The organism is Hyphococcus aureus, assembly GCF_042643165.1.
GTDB classification, from domain to species: Bacteria; Pseudomonadota; Alphaproteobacteria; order Caulobacterales; family Parvularculaceae; genus Hyphococcus; species Hyphococcus aureus.
Genome location: NZ_JBHRSH010000001.1, coordinates 829,548 through 845,314, shown reverse-complemented (window position 1 = coordinate 845,314; position 15,767 = coordinate 829,548). Strand labels below are relative to the sequence as shown.

15 protein-coding genes are annotated in these 15,767 nt (G+C 60.1%); 8 read left to right on the top strand and 7 right to left on the bottom strand.

What is annotated here, in order from left to right; genetic code table 11:
• Positions 1-54 precede the first annotated feature (54 nt).
• Positions 55-390, top strand: coding sequence for a thioredoxin TrxA (trxA, locus tag ACFOOP_RS03930; RefSeq protein WP_379879559.1), 336 nt, complete (start codon positions 55-57; stop codon positions 388-390).
• On the opposite strand, the gene ACFOOP_RS03925 is transcribed toward trxA, so the two are convergent.
• The 3 genes from ACFOOP_RS03925 to trpA all read right to left on the bottom strand — a co-directional run bounded on the left by ACFOOP_RS03925 (position 387) and on the right by trpA (position 3,581).
• Positions 387-1,688 carry a bifunctional folylpolyglutamate synthase/dihydrofolate synthase gene (locus ACFOOP_RS03925; protein ID WP_379879558.1) on the bottom strand — a complete coding sequence of 434 codons (1,302 nt, stop codon included), beginning with the start codon at positions 1,686-1,688 and terminating at the stop codon, positions 387-389. The genes trxA and ACFOOP_RS03925 overlap by 4 nt on opposite strands.
• Before the next feature lie 40 nt (positions 1,689-1,728).
• Positions 1,729-2,697: an acetyl-CoA carboxylase, carboxyltransferase subunit beta gene (gene accD / locus ACFOOP_RS03920; RefSeq protein WP_379879557.1), complete on the bottom strand. Its 969-nt coding sequence runs from the start codon at positions 2,695-2,697 to the stop codon at positions 1,729-1,731.
• A 62-nt stretch (positions 2,698-2,759) separates the two neighbouring features.
• A complete protein-coding gene (gene trpA, locus ACFOOP_RS03915; RefSeq protein ID WP_379879556.1) occupies positions 2,760-3,581 on the bottom strand; it encodes a tryptophan synthase subunit alpha in 822 nt (273 codons plus the stop codon).
• A 158-nt stretch (positions 3,582-3,739) separates the two neighbouring features.
• Here trpA and yidD point away from each other — a divergent pair, with 158 nt between their 5' ends.
• Positions 3,740-4,024, top strand: coding sequence for a membrane protein insertion efficiency factor YidD (gene yidD, locus ACFOOP_RS03910; RefSeq protein WP_379879555.1), 285 nt, complete (start codon positions 3,740-3,742; stop codon positions 4,022-4,024).
• A 60-nt stretch (positions 4,025-4,084) separates the two neighbouring features.
• Here the strand turns inward: yidD and ACFOOP_RS03905 are convergent, their stop codons facing one another.
• On the bottom strand, positions 4,085-5,008 hold the full coding sequence (locus ACFOOP_RS03905) for a hypothetical protein (protein WP_379879554.1): 924 nt from the start codon (positions 5,006-5,008) through the stop codon (positions 4,085-4,087).
• A 169-nt stretch (positions 5,009-5,177) separates the two neighbouring features.
• On the bottom strand, positions 5,178-5,687 hold the full coding sequence (locus ACFOOP_RS03900; protein ID WP_379879553.1) for a DUF6265 family protein: 510 nt from the start codon (positions 5,685-5,687) through the stop codon (positions 5,178-5,180).
• Positions 5,688-5,768: 81 nt separating this feature from the next.
• Between ACFOOP_RS03900 and ACFOOP_RS03895 the strand changes: the two genes are divergently transcribed.
• From ACFOOP_RS03895 to ACFOOP_RS03880, 4 genes are read left to right on the top strand one after another with little or no spacing between them, the layout of a single operon-like run.
• Positions 5,769-6,620 carry an ATP-grasp domain-containing protein gene (locus tag ACFOOP_RS03895; RefSeq protein WP_379879552.1) on the top strand — a complete coding sequence of 284 codons (852 nt, stop codon included), beginning with the start codon at positions 5,769-5,771 and terminating at the stop codon, positions 6,618-6,620.
• A 32-nt stretch (positions 6,621-6,652) separates the two neighbouring features.
• Positions 6,653-8,617 carry a threonine--tRNA ligase gene (thrS, locus tag ACFOOP_RS03890; protein ID WP_379879551.1) on the top strand — a complete coding sequence of 655 codons (1,965 nt, stop codon included), beginning with the start codon at positions 6,653-6,655 and terminating at the stop codon, positions 8,615-8,617.
• A gap of 10 nt (positions 8,618-8,627) precedes the next feature.
• Complete coding sequence (locus ACFOOP_RS03885) at positions 8,628-9,893, top strand: O-antigen ligase family protein (RefSeq protein ID WP_379879550.1); 1,266 nt, start codon at positions 8,628-8,630, stop codon at positions 9,891-9,893.
• Positions 9,894-9,905: 12 nt separating this feature from the next.
• Positions 9,906-10,877 (top strand): glycosyltransferase family 2 protein, encoded by a 972-nt coding sequence (locus ACFOOP_RS03880; protein ID WP_379879549.1) that lies wholly within the window; start codon positions 9,906-9,908, stop codon positions 10,875-10,877.
• A gap of 19 nt (positions 10,878-10,896) precedes the next feature.
• Here ACFOOP_RS03880 and ACFOOP_RS03875 read toward each other — a convergent pair whose 3' ends face one another.
• Positions 10,897-12,372 carry an ArnT family glycosyltransferase gene (locus ACFOOP_RS03875; protein ID WP_379879548.1) on the bottom strand — a complete coding sequence of 492 codons (1,476 nt, stop codon included), beginning with the start codon at positions 12,370-12,372 and terminating at the stop codon, positions 10,897-10,899.
• A gap of 18 nt (positions 12,373-12,390) precedes the next feature.
• Positions 12,391-14,073 carry an ArnT family glycosyltransferase gene (locus ACFOOP_RS03870; RefSeq protein ID WP_379879547.1) on the bottom strand — a complete coding sequence of 561 codons (1,683 nt, stop codon included), beginning with the start codon at positions 14,071-14,073 and terminating at the stop codon, positions 12,391-12,393.
• A 96-nt stretch (positions 14,074-14,169) separates the two neighbouring features.
• Here ACFOOP_RS03870 and ACFOOP_RS03865 point away from each other — a divergent pair, with 96 nt between their 5' ends.
• Both ACFOOP_RS03865 and ACFOOP_RS03860 read left to right on the top strand, forming a co-directional pair.
• Complete coding sequence (locus tag ACFOOP_RS03865; protein WP_379879546.1) at positions 14,170-14,910, top strand: glycosyltransferase family 2 protein; 741 nt, start codon at positions 14,170-14,172, stop codon at positions 14,908-14,910.
• A 143-nt stretch (positions 14,911-15,053) separates the two neighbouring features.
• Positions 15,054-15,467: a hypothetical protein gene (locus tag ACFOOP_RS03860; RefSeq protein WP_379879545.1), complete on the top strand. Its 414-nt coding sequence runs from the start codon at positions 15,054-15,056 to the stop codon at positions 15,465-15,467.
• Positions 15,468-15,767 lie beyond the last annotated feature (300 nt).

Sequence of the window (15,767 nt, the reverse complement as noted above, 5' to 3'; positions counted from 1 at the left end):
GAAACAAACCCGGCGCGCGCTATCTTCTCAGTTCCAGCGTTTCAGGAGATTCCCATGGCTGCCAAAACCGTCACCGACGCCAGCTTCAACGCCGACGTTCTCGATTCCGGCGACACTGTACTAATCGATTTCTGGGCTGAATGGTGCGGTCCGTGTAAGCAGATTGCGCCCGCGCTCGATGAGATTGCAAAAGACTATGAAGGCAAGCTCACCGTGGCGAAGGTGAACATTGACGAAAACCCGGAAACCCCTGGCAAGTATGGCGTGCGCGGCATTCCGACCCTGATGATTTTTTCGGGCGGCGAACATGTGGCGACCCGCGTCGGCGCTGCGCCGAAGAGCCAGCTTGCCGCCTGGGTTCAGCAAGTGCTGAGCGAAACCACCGCTTAAGCGTTTTCGGCGAGAATTTCGCCGGACAGATAAAGCGAGCCGCTGATGAGGATTCTCGGCGGCTCGTTTTCTTTATCCGTACACGCCTTTTTCATGGCCTCTTCGAGAGAAGCGCAAGCTTGCGCCGAGAGACCGCCAGCGCGCGCGGCTTTGGCCACCTCTTCCGGCGACAGAACGCCGTCATGGTCAGCGGCGACGCAGAAAACCTCGCGGGCGAGCCCTGCAAAAGGCGCGAAATATCCGGCGGCGTCTTTATTGGCCTGCATGCCCGAGATCATCACCAGCGGTTTTGAACTGCGCGCCTCCATGTCGGCCATCAGAGCCGAAATGGCGCGCCCCGCATGGGGGTTATGGCCGCCGTCGAGCCAGATTTCCGGTTCCTGGTTCAACAGGCTCTGGGCGAGGTCGATCAGCGGACCTTTGGTCAGGCGCTGCATCCGCGCAGGCCAGTGAGCGGCGGCGATGCCTTTGGAAATGGTTGCATCGCTCAGCGACAGCCTCGCGGCCCGGAGGGCGGCGATGGCGGTGCCGGCGTTTTCAATTTGATGCGCGCCGGGCAGGCGCGGCAGGTCGAGGTCGCAAAGCCCGTCATCGTCCTGGTAGATCAGTCGTCCGTGCTCTGAATAAGCATTCCACTGTTCGCCAAAGGCGTGAATCTGCGCGCCGATGCGGCGCGCATGATCCTGCAACACGGCCATGGCTTCCGGCGTCTGGCGGGAGATGACGGCGGGCGCGGCGCGGCGGAATATGCCGGCTTTTTCGCCCGCGACTTCGCCGAGGGTGTTCCCCAAAAACGCCTGATGGTCGAGATCGACCGGGGTCACGACAGCCGCAAGCGGCGTTCCCATGGCATTGGTGGCGTCGAGCCGTCCGCCAAGACCCACTTCGATGACGGCGTAGTCAGCTTGTGTCTCTGCGAAAGCGAGAAACGCCGCACAGGTCGTCGTTTCAAAATAGGTGAGCATGTCGTCGCCAATGGCGCTGTCGACGCGCTGCAAGGCGTCGATCAGGTTTGCATCGGAAATTTCTTTTCCGGCGACGACAATGCGCTCATTGAACCGCACGAGATGGGGCGAAGTGTAGACGTGGACCGAATGCCCGGCCGCTTCGAGCGCCGCGCGCAGGAAAGTCACCGTTGAGCCTTTGCCATTGGTGCCGGCGACATGAAAAAACGGCGGTAGTTTTTGTTGCGGATCGCCCAGCCGCGTGAGAGCCGCTTTGATGCGGTCCAGCGACAGATCGATAATGACAGGGCGCCGGTTCGCGATCTGCGCGAGCACGGGTTCGATGTCGCTCACGGGCGCTTCCTTCCGGTCATCGGAATAATCAGTATGGGGTCTATTCCGCCGCCTTGTCGAGTTTTGGCGTTTCTTTCAGCGCCGTTGTTTTCGGCTTTGGCAGTTTTGCAATTTTCGCAGGCGCTGTGGCTTTCGCCGGCGCGGATGCGACGCCCTGGCGGCGTTCCTTGACGAGAACGCGGATGAGTTTCGACAGGGTGGCTTTCATGTCGGCGCGGCGCACCACCATGTCCACCATGCCTTTTTCCAGCAGGAACTCGGAACGCTGGAACCCTTCCGGCAGCTTTTCGCGAATGGTCTGTTCGATGACGCGCGGGCCGGCGAAACAGATCAGCGCACCGGGCTCAGCGATATTGACGTCGCCAAGCATGGCGTAGGAGGCGGTGACGCCGCCGGTCGTCGGGTCCGTCAAAACAACAATGTAAGGAAGGCCCGCTTCTTTCACCATCTGCACCGCGATGGTGGTGCGCGGCATCTGCATCAGCGAGAGAATGCCTTCCTGCATGCGCGCGCCGCCGGATGCGGCGAAGACAATCAGCGGCGCCCGGCGCTCGATGGCGGCTTCGGCTGCTTTCAGCATCGCTTCGCCTAGCGCCATCCCCATGGAGCCGCCCATAAATCTGAAACTCTGCACCATGGCGACGACAGTGACGCCATCGACCGTTCCATGGGCGGCGCGCATGGCGTCCTGCTGGCCGGTCTTGCGCCGGTTTTCTTTCAGCCGGTCGACATATTTCTTTTCGTCGCGAAACTTGAGGGGATCGGTGACCGGCTCCGGCAGGTCAATCTCTTCAAACTCGCCATTGTCGAACAACAGCGCTAGGCGTTCCGCCGGGCCAATCGCCAGATGGTGATCGCAGGACGGGCAGACCTGATGCGCGGCGTCGAGGTCGCGCTGGAAAATCATCTCGCCGCACCCCGGGCATTTCGTCCACAGCCCATCAGAATTGTCGTCCTTGGGTTTGAAGATGTTTTTGATGCCCGGAGGAATGTTGGAGAGCCAGCTCATATACGACAGCGCTTTCTACGTTACCTTATTACAGTTGCGTGTATTGGGGCCGTAACCGCTCATTAGCGTGCGGCGCGGATCGCCCCCGAAATATCCTGCGCCAGCCTCAAAACTGCGTTAATGGCATTATCGTCTTCGCCGGGGCTGGCTTCAAGGGTCTTGGCAAATTCGTCCACCAGGGCGGAGCCAACCACTACCGCATCCGCGAAGGCGGCGAACTCCCCAGCCTTTTCACCCGTTTTGATGCCGAAACCAATGGCTGCTGGCAAGCCCGATGCGGTTCGAATCCGGTCGAGCGCAGTTTTGACCGTCTCGGTCTCGCCTGCGCCTTTGCCGGTGATCCCGGCGACCGAGACGTAATAGACAAAGCCGGAGGTATTGCGCACCACCATGGGCAGGCGCTCGTCATCGGTGGTGGGGGTCGCGAGGCGAATGAAATCGAGGCCGGCCGCGCGGGCGGGCAGGCACAATTCGGCGTCTTCTTCCGGCGGCAGATCGACAATGATCAGGCCGTCGACCCCGGCCTCATGCGCGTCGGCGACGAATTTCTCCGGCCCATAGGCGTAAAACGGGTTGTAATAGCCCATGAGGATGATCGGGGTTTCATCGTCTCCGGCCCGAAAGGATCGAACCATTTCAAGGGTTTTGAGGAGGGTCTGGCCGGATTTGAGGGCGCGCAGCCCGGCGGCGGCGATGGCGGGCCCATCCGCCATGGGATCGGTGAACGCGACGCCTAGCTCAATCAGGTCAGCGCCCGCGCCTGGCAGCTTTTTCATCAGCTCAAGCGACAGGGGGCCGTCCGGATCGCCCGCCATGATGAAGGGGATGAAGGCGGCGCGGTTCTCGGCTTTTAGTTTTTCAAAGCGGGCTTTGATGCGGGACATGGAAAGGGGCCGCCTGTTAAAAAATCGAAGCCGCCTGCCTAACGCCCCCGCCGCGGAATGCAAGAGGGACGGATTGCAAGGAAAAGCTGCGTGGCTATATCCCCTCCATGGAAGAGGCGGCGAAAAATGCGGGGTTACGGTCGGGGTCGGCGGGGCGGTTGATCCTCGGCCTCATCTGGGTCTACCGGCGAACGCTCTCGCCGGCGCTTTATCTGATTGGCGTCAGATGCCGGCATCAGCCGACCTGTTCGCAATATGGCGTCGATGCCTTCCATAAACACAAATTCGCCCGCGCCTTCTGGCTGACTTTTTCGCGGGTGACGCGGTGTCATCCGTTCGGCTCTCATGGTTTCGATCCTGTGCCTAAGGACGCGCCGCAGGTAGGGTGGAAATTCTGGAAGCTCGGCGACTGGCGCTGGTCTGAAAGAAGTGGTCCCGACTGAAAACGGAGCGATGGTTGCCCATCGCTCCGCTTGCAGTGAACGGTCAATAATGGGCGTCGGTTACTTGCGTAAATAACTCATGGAGGGGCCTGGCCGCCCAACGAAGCAGGACTTCGTGAAGCCGTAATATTTAATGACGTTGATCACTTCCTGCGCTTCGGCTTGCGTCGGCGCAGTGAACGCATAGTGGTTGCCATTGGAGACAATGGTGAAGTGGCTTCCGGAATTCTGGATCGAAAGATTATTGGGATTGATGTTGATGCAATCCTCTCCGGAAAACGATCCCGAGGGCGCCGCGCCGCTTGTCAGCCAGTAGCTCAGCGACGGATCGGGTCGCCCCACAAAACAATGCTGGTTGAAACTGTAATGCTGGATGATTTGCTTGGCGCGGTCCATTTCCGATTTGTTGGCGCCCGCATCAAGCAGCCAGTGAGAACCGTCGACAACTTTCCAGCTGCCGTTTTTGTTTTCAACGGAGACTGTATTCGGGTTTAGGGAAACGCAATCTTCCTTGAAGTTTTTCAGCGGCGTCGCGACGATCACGCCCGGAACCGGTGTGAAGACAAGCGGCGCCTTTTTCAGCGAGACATGCGAGACGTAATCGTCACGGCCGCTATTGTCGGTGAAATGCGTGTAAATATGGGCGCGCATGGTGTTTCCCGCGCGCCCGTCAAGAACGACGGTTTTGGTCGCGAAGCCCTGATTGTAGGTTGCGATGATCGCTTCGGTGTTTGACGCCGGGTCTGTCGCCGCCGAGTTGGAATAAGCGGTCGCCGGCGCAGAGCCCCAGTCACAGGGATTGGGCGTGCATTCTCCCTTGACGGAAATACTCAGGTTGCCGCCGCTGTTTGAAACCGACAGGCTGTCGAGCCCGTCTGTGTTTTTGACGTAATTGCCAAGCCAGTCATTCAGCGGCTGACCGGCATAGGCGGATGTGATGGTGAAAAAGGCTGCGGCGCCCGCAGCAAAAGCTTGCTTGATCATGGTTCTCCCCCATTTTTAAGCGCCCTGAGAGTAACGCTGCATGCGCATCAAGGCACGTTAAGGATTGGCAGGAAACATGTCGCAAATGGGGCCGCGACGAGGAGATTTCCCGTCTCTTGTGATCTGTGTCACAGGAAAGCGTTAGAAAAACAGGGCGACGGAATTTATTTTAGTCGGCGCGATCAAACACGAGTGTGAAGCCGCCTTCCTCACCGTCTTCAACGAGGACGATGTCGGCCTGCAATGTGTTTTCGCCGGTCTTGAAATAGCGAATGGATTTCACCGTTTCCGACGGCGGGTCGGCGCTGAAGGTGACGTCGTTTTCTTTCGCATCGGTCAGCATCAGGATGATCGGCCCGCCGTCCTCCCAGGTGGAAAAATCGCGGCGGAAATGTTTGAAGCGCATGACGACCGCGTCTTCTTCCGCAGAGACGACGATATATTCGAGGACTTTCAATTCGCCCGAAGAAACGCCGCGCGCCATGCCGGTCATGACGCCGCCTTCGGCGCCGTTCCAGGTTTCTTCGAAGACAAAGTCTTCGCCGCCGCGCCAATGGCCTTCGAGAAAGGCGAGGTCATCAAGGGAGCGCACCGTTTCCGCCGCAGCGGAGACTGTCTGCATTGCGCCGAAGGCGATTGCGAAAAGCGCTGAAATCAGCCTCGAGTTATGTATCTTCATCGACTTCCCAGTCCTGTTTGACCCACAATAGGTTGCCACATATCACCTGACGTTTCACGCCCCTTTGAATCGGCAAACACAATGACAAAAAATATCGTTTTTGCGACCTGCCTTGCGCAGCCGGCTTTTCAGGCAAGCGATGCGGTTGCGGCGCGCGCGCTAGAAGGACGGGGCGGCGTTGTCACGGCCGCGGCGTGGAATGGCGATCAGGCGACGTTTGAGAAGGCCGACGCGATCGTCATTCGCTCGACTTGGGATTATCAGAAAACGCCGGGCGCCTTTGCCGGGTGGCTTCAGGCCCTTGACGATGGGCGGCCTGTTTTTAATTCGCCGGCTTTGGTGCGCGCGAACATGTCGAAGCGCTATTTGCTGGATCTGGCCGACAAGGGTGCGCCCCTGGCGCCGACATGCTGGGTGGAGCCGGACGCGGGCGCCATCCTCGCGGCCATGAACGAGATGGGTCTTGAGGAGGCGGTGGTGAAGCCGGAATTCGGCGCCACGGGCAGCGGGCTCTCTCTTGTGCGCCGGGCTGATGAAGCAGGGCTTGCCGCAGCGGCGGCGAAAATGGGGATGCCCGGCCTCGTTCAGGCGCTGGTCCCCGAAATCGCGGCCAATGGCGAGACCTCCTTCATGTTTATTGGCGGGGAATTCACCCATGCGGTGACCAAACGCCCGAAATCCGGAGAAATCCGCTGTCAGGCGGAATATGGCGGGACCTCCGAGCTGGCGGCCCCGCCGGACTGGGCGATCGCCGAGGCGCGGCGGCTATTGGGGCTGATTCCGGGCGCGCCGCTCTATGCCCGTGTGGATGGGGTGGTCCTTGACGGGGCGATGCGGCTTATGGAAGTCGAACTCATTGAGCCGGAACTGTTTTTCACCTATGCCCCGGATGCGGCGTTGCGCTTCGCCGACGCCTTGATGGAACGCCTGTAAAGCAAACGCAGTAGAATAGAAGTCTGAAAGCCATGGTCGCCATTACCCTTCCCGACGGTTCCGTTCGCCAGTTTGACGGGGCGGTGACGGGAACCGAAATCGCCGAGAATATCTCCAAATCGCTCGCCAAAAAGGCGCTGGCGGTGAAGGTCGATGGCGAAGTCTGCGACCTGTTCGGCGAAATCGATCATGACGCCAAGGTCGAGATCATCACCCGCGATCATGACGATGCGCTCGACATCATTCGTCACGATGCGGCGCATCTGTTGGCGCAGGCGGTGCAGGAGCTTTATCCGGGCACGCAAGTGACCATCGGCCCGAACATCGAGGACGGGTTCTTCTACGACTTCGCGCGCGACGAGCCCTTTTCCAGCGATGACCTTGCCGCCATTGAAAGACGCATGGGGCAGATTGTCGATCAGGACCGACCGACCCGCAAAGAGGTCTGGGACCGCGCCGCCGCGATCAAGCATTTTGAAGAGATCGGCGAAAAATACAAAGCCGAGATTATCGCCGACCTTCCGGGCGATGAGGATGTGAAAATCTATTATCACGGCGACTGGCACGATCTCTGCCGCGGCCCGCATCTTCCCTCGACCCGCCATATCGGCAAGGCCTTCAAGCTGACCAAACTCGCGGGCGCCTATTGGCGCGGCGACCATCGCAACGCCGTCTTGCAACGGATTTACGGCACCGCATGGGCGAATGAGAAAGACCTGAAGGCCTATCTTCACCGCATTGAAGAGGCGGAAAAACGCGATCACCGCAAGCTTGGCCGCGAAATGGATCTCTTTCATTTCCAGCAGGAAGCGCAGGGGTCTGTCTTCTGGCACCCGAAAGGCTATCTCGTGTGGCGCCAGCTTGAAGCCTATATCCGCCGCCAGCTCGACGAGGACGGCTATGTGGAGGTGAAGACCCCGCAATTGCTGGACTCAGTGTTCTGGGAGCAGTCGGGCCACTGGGCGAAGTTTCGCGAAAATATGTTCGTCGTGCCTGACGAAATTCCGTCTACGGAAGATGAAGGCCCGGTGCTGACCGGCAAGGCTGATCTCATGGCGCTGAAGCCCATGAACTGCCCGGCGCATGTGCAGATATTCAAGCAAGGCATCAAATCCTATCGCGACCTGCCGATCCGCATGGCCGAGTTTGGCTGTTGTCACCGAAACGAGGCTCATGGCGCCTTGCATGGATTGATGCGTGTGCGTCAGATGACTCAGGATGATGCGCATATTTTCTGCCGAGAAGATCAGATTAAAGACGAAACCAGCCGTTTTCTCGATCTTTTCAGCCGCGTCTATACCGACATGGGCATGACCGAGATCGCCTATAAGCTGGCGACGCGCCCGGAAGCGCGCGCGGGCGATGACGCAACCTGGGATCGCGCGGAAAAGGCGCTTGCCGATGCGCTCACCGCCGCCGGTCTTGAGTTCGAGTATGCCGAAGGTGAGGGCGCATTTTACGGGCCGAAGCTCGAATTCCATCTGACCGACGCGATTGGCCGGACCTGGCAGGCGGGCACCTATCAGCTCGACTATGTGCTCCCCGAACGGCTCGACGCGACTTATGTGGATGAAAGCGGCGCGCGTCAGCGTCCGGTGATGCTGCATCGCGCGGTCTTCGGCACGTTTGAACGCTTCATTGGTCTGCTGATAGAGCATTACGCCGGGCGCTTGCCCTTGTGGTTGTCGCCGGTGCAGGTGGTCGTGACGACGATCACCTCTGCGGCGGACGATTATGCGAAAGAGACCGCCGAGGCTCTGCGGGCCAAAGGCCTCCGCGTCGATCTCGACATCCGGTCGGAGAAGATTAATTACAAGGTGCGCGAACACAGCCACGCGAAAATCCCGGTGATCGCCGTCGTTGGCGCGAAAGAAGCAGAGGAAAAGGCTGTGTCGCTCCGGCGTCTCGGGTCGAAAGACCAGGAAACTATGTCGCTCACTGAGGCGGCTGAGACGTTGGCGCATGAAGCGCTGGCGCCGGACCTCAAACGCGCATAGCGCCCGGTTCATGACCGCGCACTGGAAAGACACACGAGACAAGGCAAGCCGACGCTGGTTTTATGCGTTGTTTTTCCTCCTGCCTTTAACCGTCGTGTTTGGGCATCGCGGGCTGGCGCCGTGGTTGTTGCTGGCGAGCCTTCCGGCTTTTGCGCGCGGCGCCTTCTGGCAGGCGGCGTTCGGCAAACTGTTTGACCATCCGTCCCTGACCGATCCGAAATTCGCGAGTTTCGCGGCGCTTCTGTTTTTATGTTTCTGGATTTTTCTGTCAGGCTTCTGGTCGCCCAAGGGCGATCCGGGCATGTTCCTTTACGTGCTTGGCCCGGCGCTGGTGGGCGCCAGCATCATCTGGTTTTCACTGACTCTCACACGCGAATGGGCGTGGCGGCTGGGCCGCGCCTTTTTGTGGGCGCTCGTCGCCGGGATGATCATTTTGTCCTTCGAAGGCGTTACTGATGGCTTGTTGCGCCGCTTTCTGCCGCCGAGCGAGCCGAGCACATCTCGCGATATTATCGCTCTGGGGCGCGGCGTGACGGCGCTGGCGCCGGCGCTGTTTCCCGCGGCGGCGATCGCCGTGCGGCAGTGGTCGCGGACAGCGGCGGTGTTCGTGCTGGCGCTGGGCATTGTCGCTGCGGCCACCAACGACGTCCTCGCCAATGTTCTCGCCATCGGGGCGGGGGTCGCTGCGGCGCTACTGGCGCTCAATGCGCAGCGCTTTACGCTAAAGCTTGTGGGCGGCGGCGCGATTGCAATGCTGTTGCTGGCGCCGCTGGTCGCCTCGCAGATCCCGGTAGAGGCGATCTACGCCAGCGCTGAAAAAAATCTCTCGCCGGAGGTGTTGTCCCAATTGTCGTCATCGCTGCACCGCCTTGCGATCTGGAAGGCGGTAGGCGTTGAAGCGTTTTCCTGCCAGCCATTCGGATGCGGCGCCGACTACGCCCGCATGTGGAAGGAAACTGCGCCCATGGTGGAAGTGCCCGGCGCCAGCGTTGCGCTCTCGGTCAGCCCGATCCATCCGCATAATGTGTTCATGCAATTATGGCTTGAGCTTGGACTGCCGGGCGTATTCGCCATGGCGGCGTTCCTGTGGTTCGGATTGGCGACGCTGTTGCGCGCGCGCCTGTCGCGCGCTGTGGGCGCCGCGATCGCCGGCGCCTTTGTGGCGATCCTGATTTCCGTTATGGTTGAGGGAAGTCTCTGGCAGGTGTGGCGCCTTGCGGCCATGGCGCTTGCGGCGAGCGGCGTCGCGCTTGCGCATATGCTCGAAAAACGCTGAAGGCGGCCAGTAGTGGAAAGCAGCGACAACACAGTCACGCCATGCATCTCCGCTGTTATGGTGAGTTATTTCACCGGGCCGGTTTTGGCCCGCTCCATTGCTGCGTTGCGCGCGCAGCCGGAGATCGCCGAGATTATCCTCGTCGATAACGGCAACTTTCCGGGGGATGTGAAAGAGGCCACAGCGGGTGCCGGTGCGCCGGTGCAGGTAATCTCCGGCCAGGGCAATGTGGGCTTCGCCGCAGGGTGTAATCTCGGCGCCAGGAACGCGTCCGCCGACTATCTTCTCATCATCAATCCCGACGCCCTGATGCCGCCGGGCGGGGCCGCGCGCCTGTTGGCGGACAGCGCTGAACTTGACCGGCCATGGCTCATGGGCGCGAAGCTTGTCGATCCTGACGGAGCCGAACAACAAGGCTCGCGCCGCCGCGTCTTAACGCCGGGGACCGCTTTTGTTGAGGCGACGCGTCTTTACAAGCTGGCTCCGCAACATCCTTACTTTCGGCGCTTCAATCTTCATACGGATGAGTGTCCCAATGAAGTTGTCACTGTGCCGACTTTGTCGGGCGCAGTCATGTTCCTTCCGAAAGCGGATTACGACGCTATCGGCGGTATGGATGAGAATTATTTTCTCCATGTTGAGGATGTGGACTTTTGTCTGCGTTTTGCAAAGGCGGGTGGTGAAGTCTGGTTCAACCCCCATGTGGCGGTCGTGCATTTCAAGAGTTCAAGCCGCGCCAATCCGGTGAAGATCGAAGCGCGTAAAACCGCCGGAATTATCCGCTATTTTCACACGCATTTTTCGGGCGCCTATCCGAAGCCTTTTCTATGGCTTGTGGATGGTCTTCTCTGGGCGCTTTTTGGCGTTCTGTTTTTGAAGCGTGCGGTCCTGAAAGGACTGCGGCTTATCGGTTTCCGGATGCGGGTCGGCGGACGCGGGCTGACACGCGCCCGGGCGCTGGCGCGGCGCCAGTCAGAGCGGTGACAGATATTTTCGAGCGGTTCTAGGGAACCCGTTTCCCGTAAAAACCTGACAGTTCGTAAAGCGTATAGCTGCGCATCTGCCCGGCGCCCGGCTCCGCTGTGATCCGGCCGAGCCGTTTAATGTCATGAAAACGGTAATCCACATGGGCGTCGTCATCGCGCGTCGTCACGAACAGGACGCGCTTCATGCGAGTAGGGTCGAACGGCCGGAACGCTTCGAAGTGATTATCGATGGACGCATTGGGATCGATTGCGGCGATCTCAACCGGGCTGTCTTTTTGATGATACAGCATTTCACTGATGAGATAGCGGTCGTCCACAAGGACGGCGTCATAGCCGGGCGCATAACTCATGATGTCATCGGTCTGCGCCTTCCAGCCGCGCAAATCGCGAACTGCGCTTGATAATCCTGCGCGCTCGATGAGCGCTGGGCTCAAAACGCCAAGGGTGAATGCCACGAACAGGACGGCGTGAATCCCGGCGTTGAGCTTGACGGCGCCTTCACGTTTTTCGCGGCATAAATATCCGGTGACGAGCATCAATGCCGCCGGATAGGCCGCCGCCGCCCAATTGGCGTGGGCGCGGGATAAAAATGCTTGTCCGGCGACGATAAGGAGCGGCGTCAGCGTGAACACGACCAGCAAAAAATCGCGGTTGTTGATCCGCCATGCGGACCGCTGGGCGAGAACATAAATCAGCGCTGCGAAGGGAATGATCCCGAACACGGCGAATTGGCCGCCAAAGAACTCCAGAAAGGCCAGGGGATGAAAAAGCTGCGCGCCCCAATTGGCGTTGTCCGCTGTGTGGGAGAGCGTCTGGAAATCATGTTGCGCATTCCAGACAATGTTTGGCGCAAACAGCGCCGCCGCGATAAGTGCGGTGATCGCCAGTCGCGGCGTCAGCAATTTCTCGCGCAACGGTTTTGACAAAAGCAGGAGCGCCAGACCTGTAGGGAAATAGATCATGGCGTATTTCGACATCAGCCCGAGGCCGATGGCGCCGCCGAGCCCGGCAAAATCGCTTATTCGCGCTACAGGCCCGGTGACGATGCGGGCGAGAAAAAACAATCCTGCCGACCAGAAGAACAAGAGCGGCGCATCCGTCGCCATGATGAAAGATGAGAGGAGGACGCCGGGCATCAACAGCCAGCCGAGACCCGTCCAGAAGGCTGTACGTTCGTCGTAAAGGCGTCTGGCCGCCAGATAGAGAAAAGACGCGGCGCTTAGATGAAAGAACGGCGCCGAAAGGCGAACGGCCCAGTCGGCGTTTCCGAACAGACCTGTGGTCAGGCCGATCGCCCAGGCGATCAGCGGCGGCTTCGAATAATACCCGAAATTGAAATCGCGCGACCAAAACCAGTATTGCGCTTCATCGGGACCGATACCGAGCGGGCTCATGATGAGAGTCAGGATGCGCAGCCCCGTCATTACGGCGGCGATCATCCAGAAATTTCGCCAGAACGGCGCCGCGAGAGGGGTGTGGTTGTCGGCGGTCATCAGGCTCCCGGCGGTGGGTTACGGCGCGAGAATGTAAATGGTGAGGCTCACATCCTGGCCGTTGGAGTAATTGAGCCCGTCTATTACGGCAAGGCTGGCGACGCGCGCGCCTTTCAGCTGGGCGAGAAAGGCCTCTCCTTCACGCGCTTCGACAATAGCCGCGCTTGCGGCGCCGGATGTCAGACGCGTCGCGGCTTCGCGGCCAGAGCCGAGCATGGTTTGCGTGCCGAGGAGGAAGATAGCCGAGGGTTCGGAATAACCGGCGAGCGCGACCGGCGCCAATCCATCGTGCAAGGGGTGACGGTCGGCCAGCTCCAGCGTCGTTGACAGGCGCGGGCTGACGGCGAGTTGTGAGAGGTTTGGGAGCACCATGGTCAGGAGCGCCCAGGCGTAAGCCGCCGCGACAAATGATGCAGCGACGCCGCCATCAAAAGGCCGCCCGCGCCAGAAAAGAGAAGACACGAAAAGCGTCGCCGCGGCGGTGATCGCTCCGGTGGTGAAACCGGTCGCCAGCATCGGGGCGTCGCTGAAATAGACCGGCGGCAGGGCGATAATTGCAGATGCGGCGAGACCGGCGCCTGCGTAGATCAGCGCGCCGAGCTTTTGCGTCCAATCCCGCCGCATTGCGGCGACCGCACCATGGGCGGCGATAATCGCCAGCGCCGGATAAAGCGGCATCACATAATGCGGCAGCTTCGTCGCCGCGATTTCAAACACGATCCAGGCGGGGATTAGCCAGGACAGGAGAAAGCGCGCGCGCCAGTCTGAACGCTCTTTCCACGCCTTGACGACGCCGGGGATGATCAGCGCCGCCGCGGGCCAGAAAAGCAGCCACAGCAGGGCGACATGATAGCCGGGCGGACCCACATGGCCTTCCTGTGCGTCGCCGACCTTGCCCAGCATGTCGCCGCCCACGGCGTCGGTGAAAAACCGACCCTCGGTCGCCTGCCAGATGGCGAACGTCCATGGGCCAACCATCAGTATAAGGATTAAAACGCCCGTAAAAGGCTTTAAAGCGGTGATCCATTTGAAACGCGGCGCGCCTGTCGCAAGGCCAAGGCCGGTCAGCAGCGACACCAATGGCGCGATTGGGCCTTTCACGAGAATCCCGGCGCCGTGGGCGGCCCAGAAAGCGAGCGGCCAGCGCCAGCCGATTTTTTCGCCGGTTTGGATGCGCGCATAGATTTCGGCAAAGGCATATTGTGCGAGGCAGATGAGGGCGAGAAGAGCCCCGTCGGTTTTGGCTAACCCGCCTTCGGCGACGACGATCGGCGCGCTTGCGAGCAACAGCCCGGCAAGAAATCCCGTGCGCACATCATAAAGCCGCGCCCCGGCGAGAAAGGTGAAAAGTGCAGCGAAGGCAACGCCGATCATGGAGGGGATGCGATAGGCCCAGATGTCGCGGTTCTCGACGTCGGAGAACGTCGCGACGCTTGCGGCCTGCAGCCAGTAAATCCCGGCGGGTTTTTTATTGCGTTCGCTGTCCTGAAACCGGATGGCGATGTAGTCGCCGCTTTCGAGCATCTGGGCGGTGGCCTGGGCGAACCGGGCTTCGTCGCGATCGCGCGGGGGAAGGGAGAAAACGCCTGCAACAGCTGTCGCTGCCGCGAACAGCGTGACGACAAGCATTGCGGCGCGGCGAGACAGGCCGGCCCCGCTCGTGATCCCGCTGAACAGTCTGGTCTTTGATTGGCCCCTCATGACCGGGCAAGCTTACCGGCATCCGCAGGATTTGTCTTCGCTCTACAGCCTTGATGACGTGACCGGCGCGCGCAGATCAGATATGAGCCTTGCCTTATGGAAAAGGCTCTGTCCAACACCCCTGCGCTCAGCGTCATTGCGCCCATGCATAATGAAGCGGGAGGCGCTGGTGTTCTCGTGGATGAAATCGCCGCCGCACTCAGCGGCGTCGATCACGAGATCATCATTGTCGATGACGCGTCAACGGATGACACCGTCAGCGTCCTCAAGGCTGCCGGAGCCCGCCATCCCCAAATGCGCATCCTGCGCCACGAAAAAAACGCCGGGCAAAGCCGCGCCGTGCGCACCGGCGTTCTCGCCGCACGCGCGCCGGTGATCGCGATGCTTGACGGCGATGGTCAGAACAACCCGGCCGATATTCCCACGCTCTACACACAACTGATGGATGCGGATGACAGCCTCGCCATGGTCGCGGGAGAACGGCTTGGCCGTCAGGACAGCGCTGCAAAAAAAATCGCTTCCCGCGCGGCGAACGGGATCAGGCGGCGGTTATTGAAGGACGGCGCCGCCGACACGGGATGCGGTCTGAAAGTCTTTCGGCGCGATGCGTTTTTGCGGCTTCCCTATTTTGACCATCTTCACCGCTATCTGCCTGCGCTCATGGCCCGCGAAGGCTATCAGGTCGCCTTCGCCCCTGTTTCGCATCGCGCCCGCGCCCATGGCCGGTCCAAATACACCAATTTCGGGCGCGCACTTGTTGCGGTTCGCGACATGATGGGGGTGATGTGGCTCAACGCCCGCGCCCGCCAGCCCGGCAGAATTGAGGAAGATCGCTGATTTTCCATCAGGATTTCCATTTTGGCGGGGAGCCTTCACCGTGTTAAGGTCTTCTTAACCGGGGACCGCCAGACGCCCGCGCTTTCACTGCGAGGGGCGATTTTCAAAGGGGGGCGGCGGTAGAAGAAGGGTCGAGGATTACCATGTATCAAATGTTTCCATTGCTGGCGATCAGCCTGATTATTTTCGCCGTGTTGTCGCTGACGGGCGCAGCCGGTCCGGAATGGTGGGAAATCACCTTTGTCGAGCTGCCGATGGTGTCGACCGATGTCTGGAACGTCACTTGGGGCGACGTCTTCCTGCTGGCAAGCATGGGGCTGTTGTTCGTCGAGCTGCTGCGCTCCACCAAGACCGGCTCGGACTCGATCATGAACCATGCTCTGTCGGTGGTGGTTTTTGTGGTTTCGCTGCTGCTCTTCATCATTGTGAAGGGCTTTGGCAACTCGGTCTTTTTTCTGTTTATGTCGATGACGTTTCTCGACTTCATGGCCGGGTTCATCGTCACCACGGTTACGGCGCGCCGGGATCTGTCCGTCGGCGGTGGCGTATCAGCTTAGCTGATGTCACGTCTCGATTGAGAGGCGTAATAAGGCCTAGAAATAAACATCAAGCGCATGTGGCCCATTTTGGGACGCAAGCGTTTTGACGTGTCCGTAAACCTTATCAGTGTCAGATTGGCCGGAGTCAGGTAGGCGAGGCGGCTGTGCGCGGCGGGTGTCGGTCGCGAGGATGACGCGGGTTGCCTCTACCGGGGCGACTGCGCGCGCCAGCGGGGCTGGGCGGCGGGCGAGAACGGGAAGGTTAAGAACCGGCTGCATACCCGGTTTCGGAGCAAGTTCGGCGCCATTGCCGGTTTT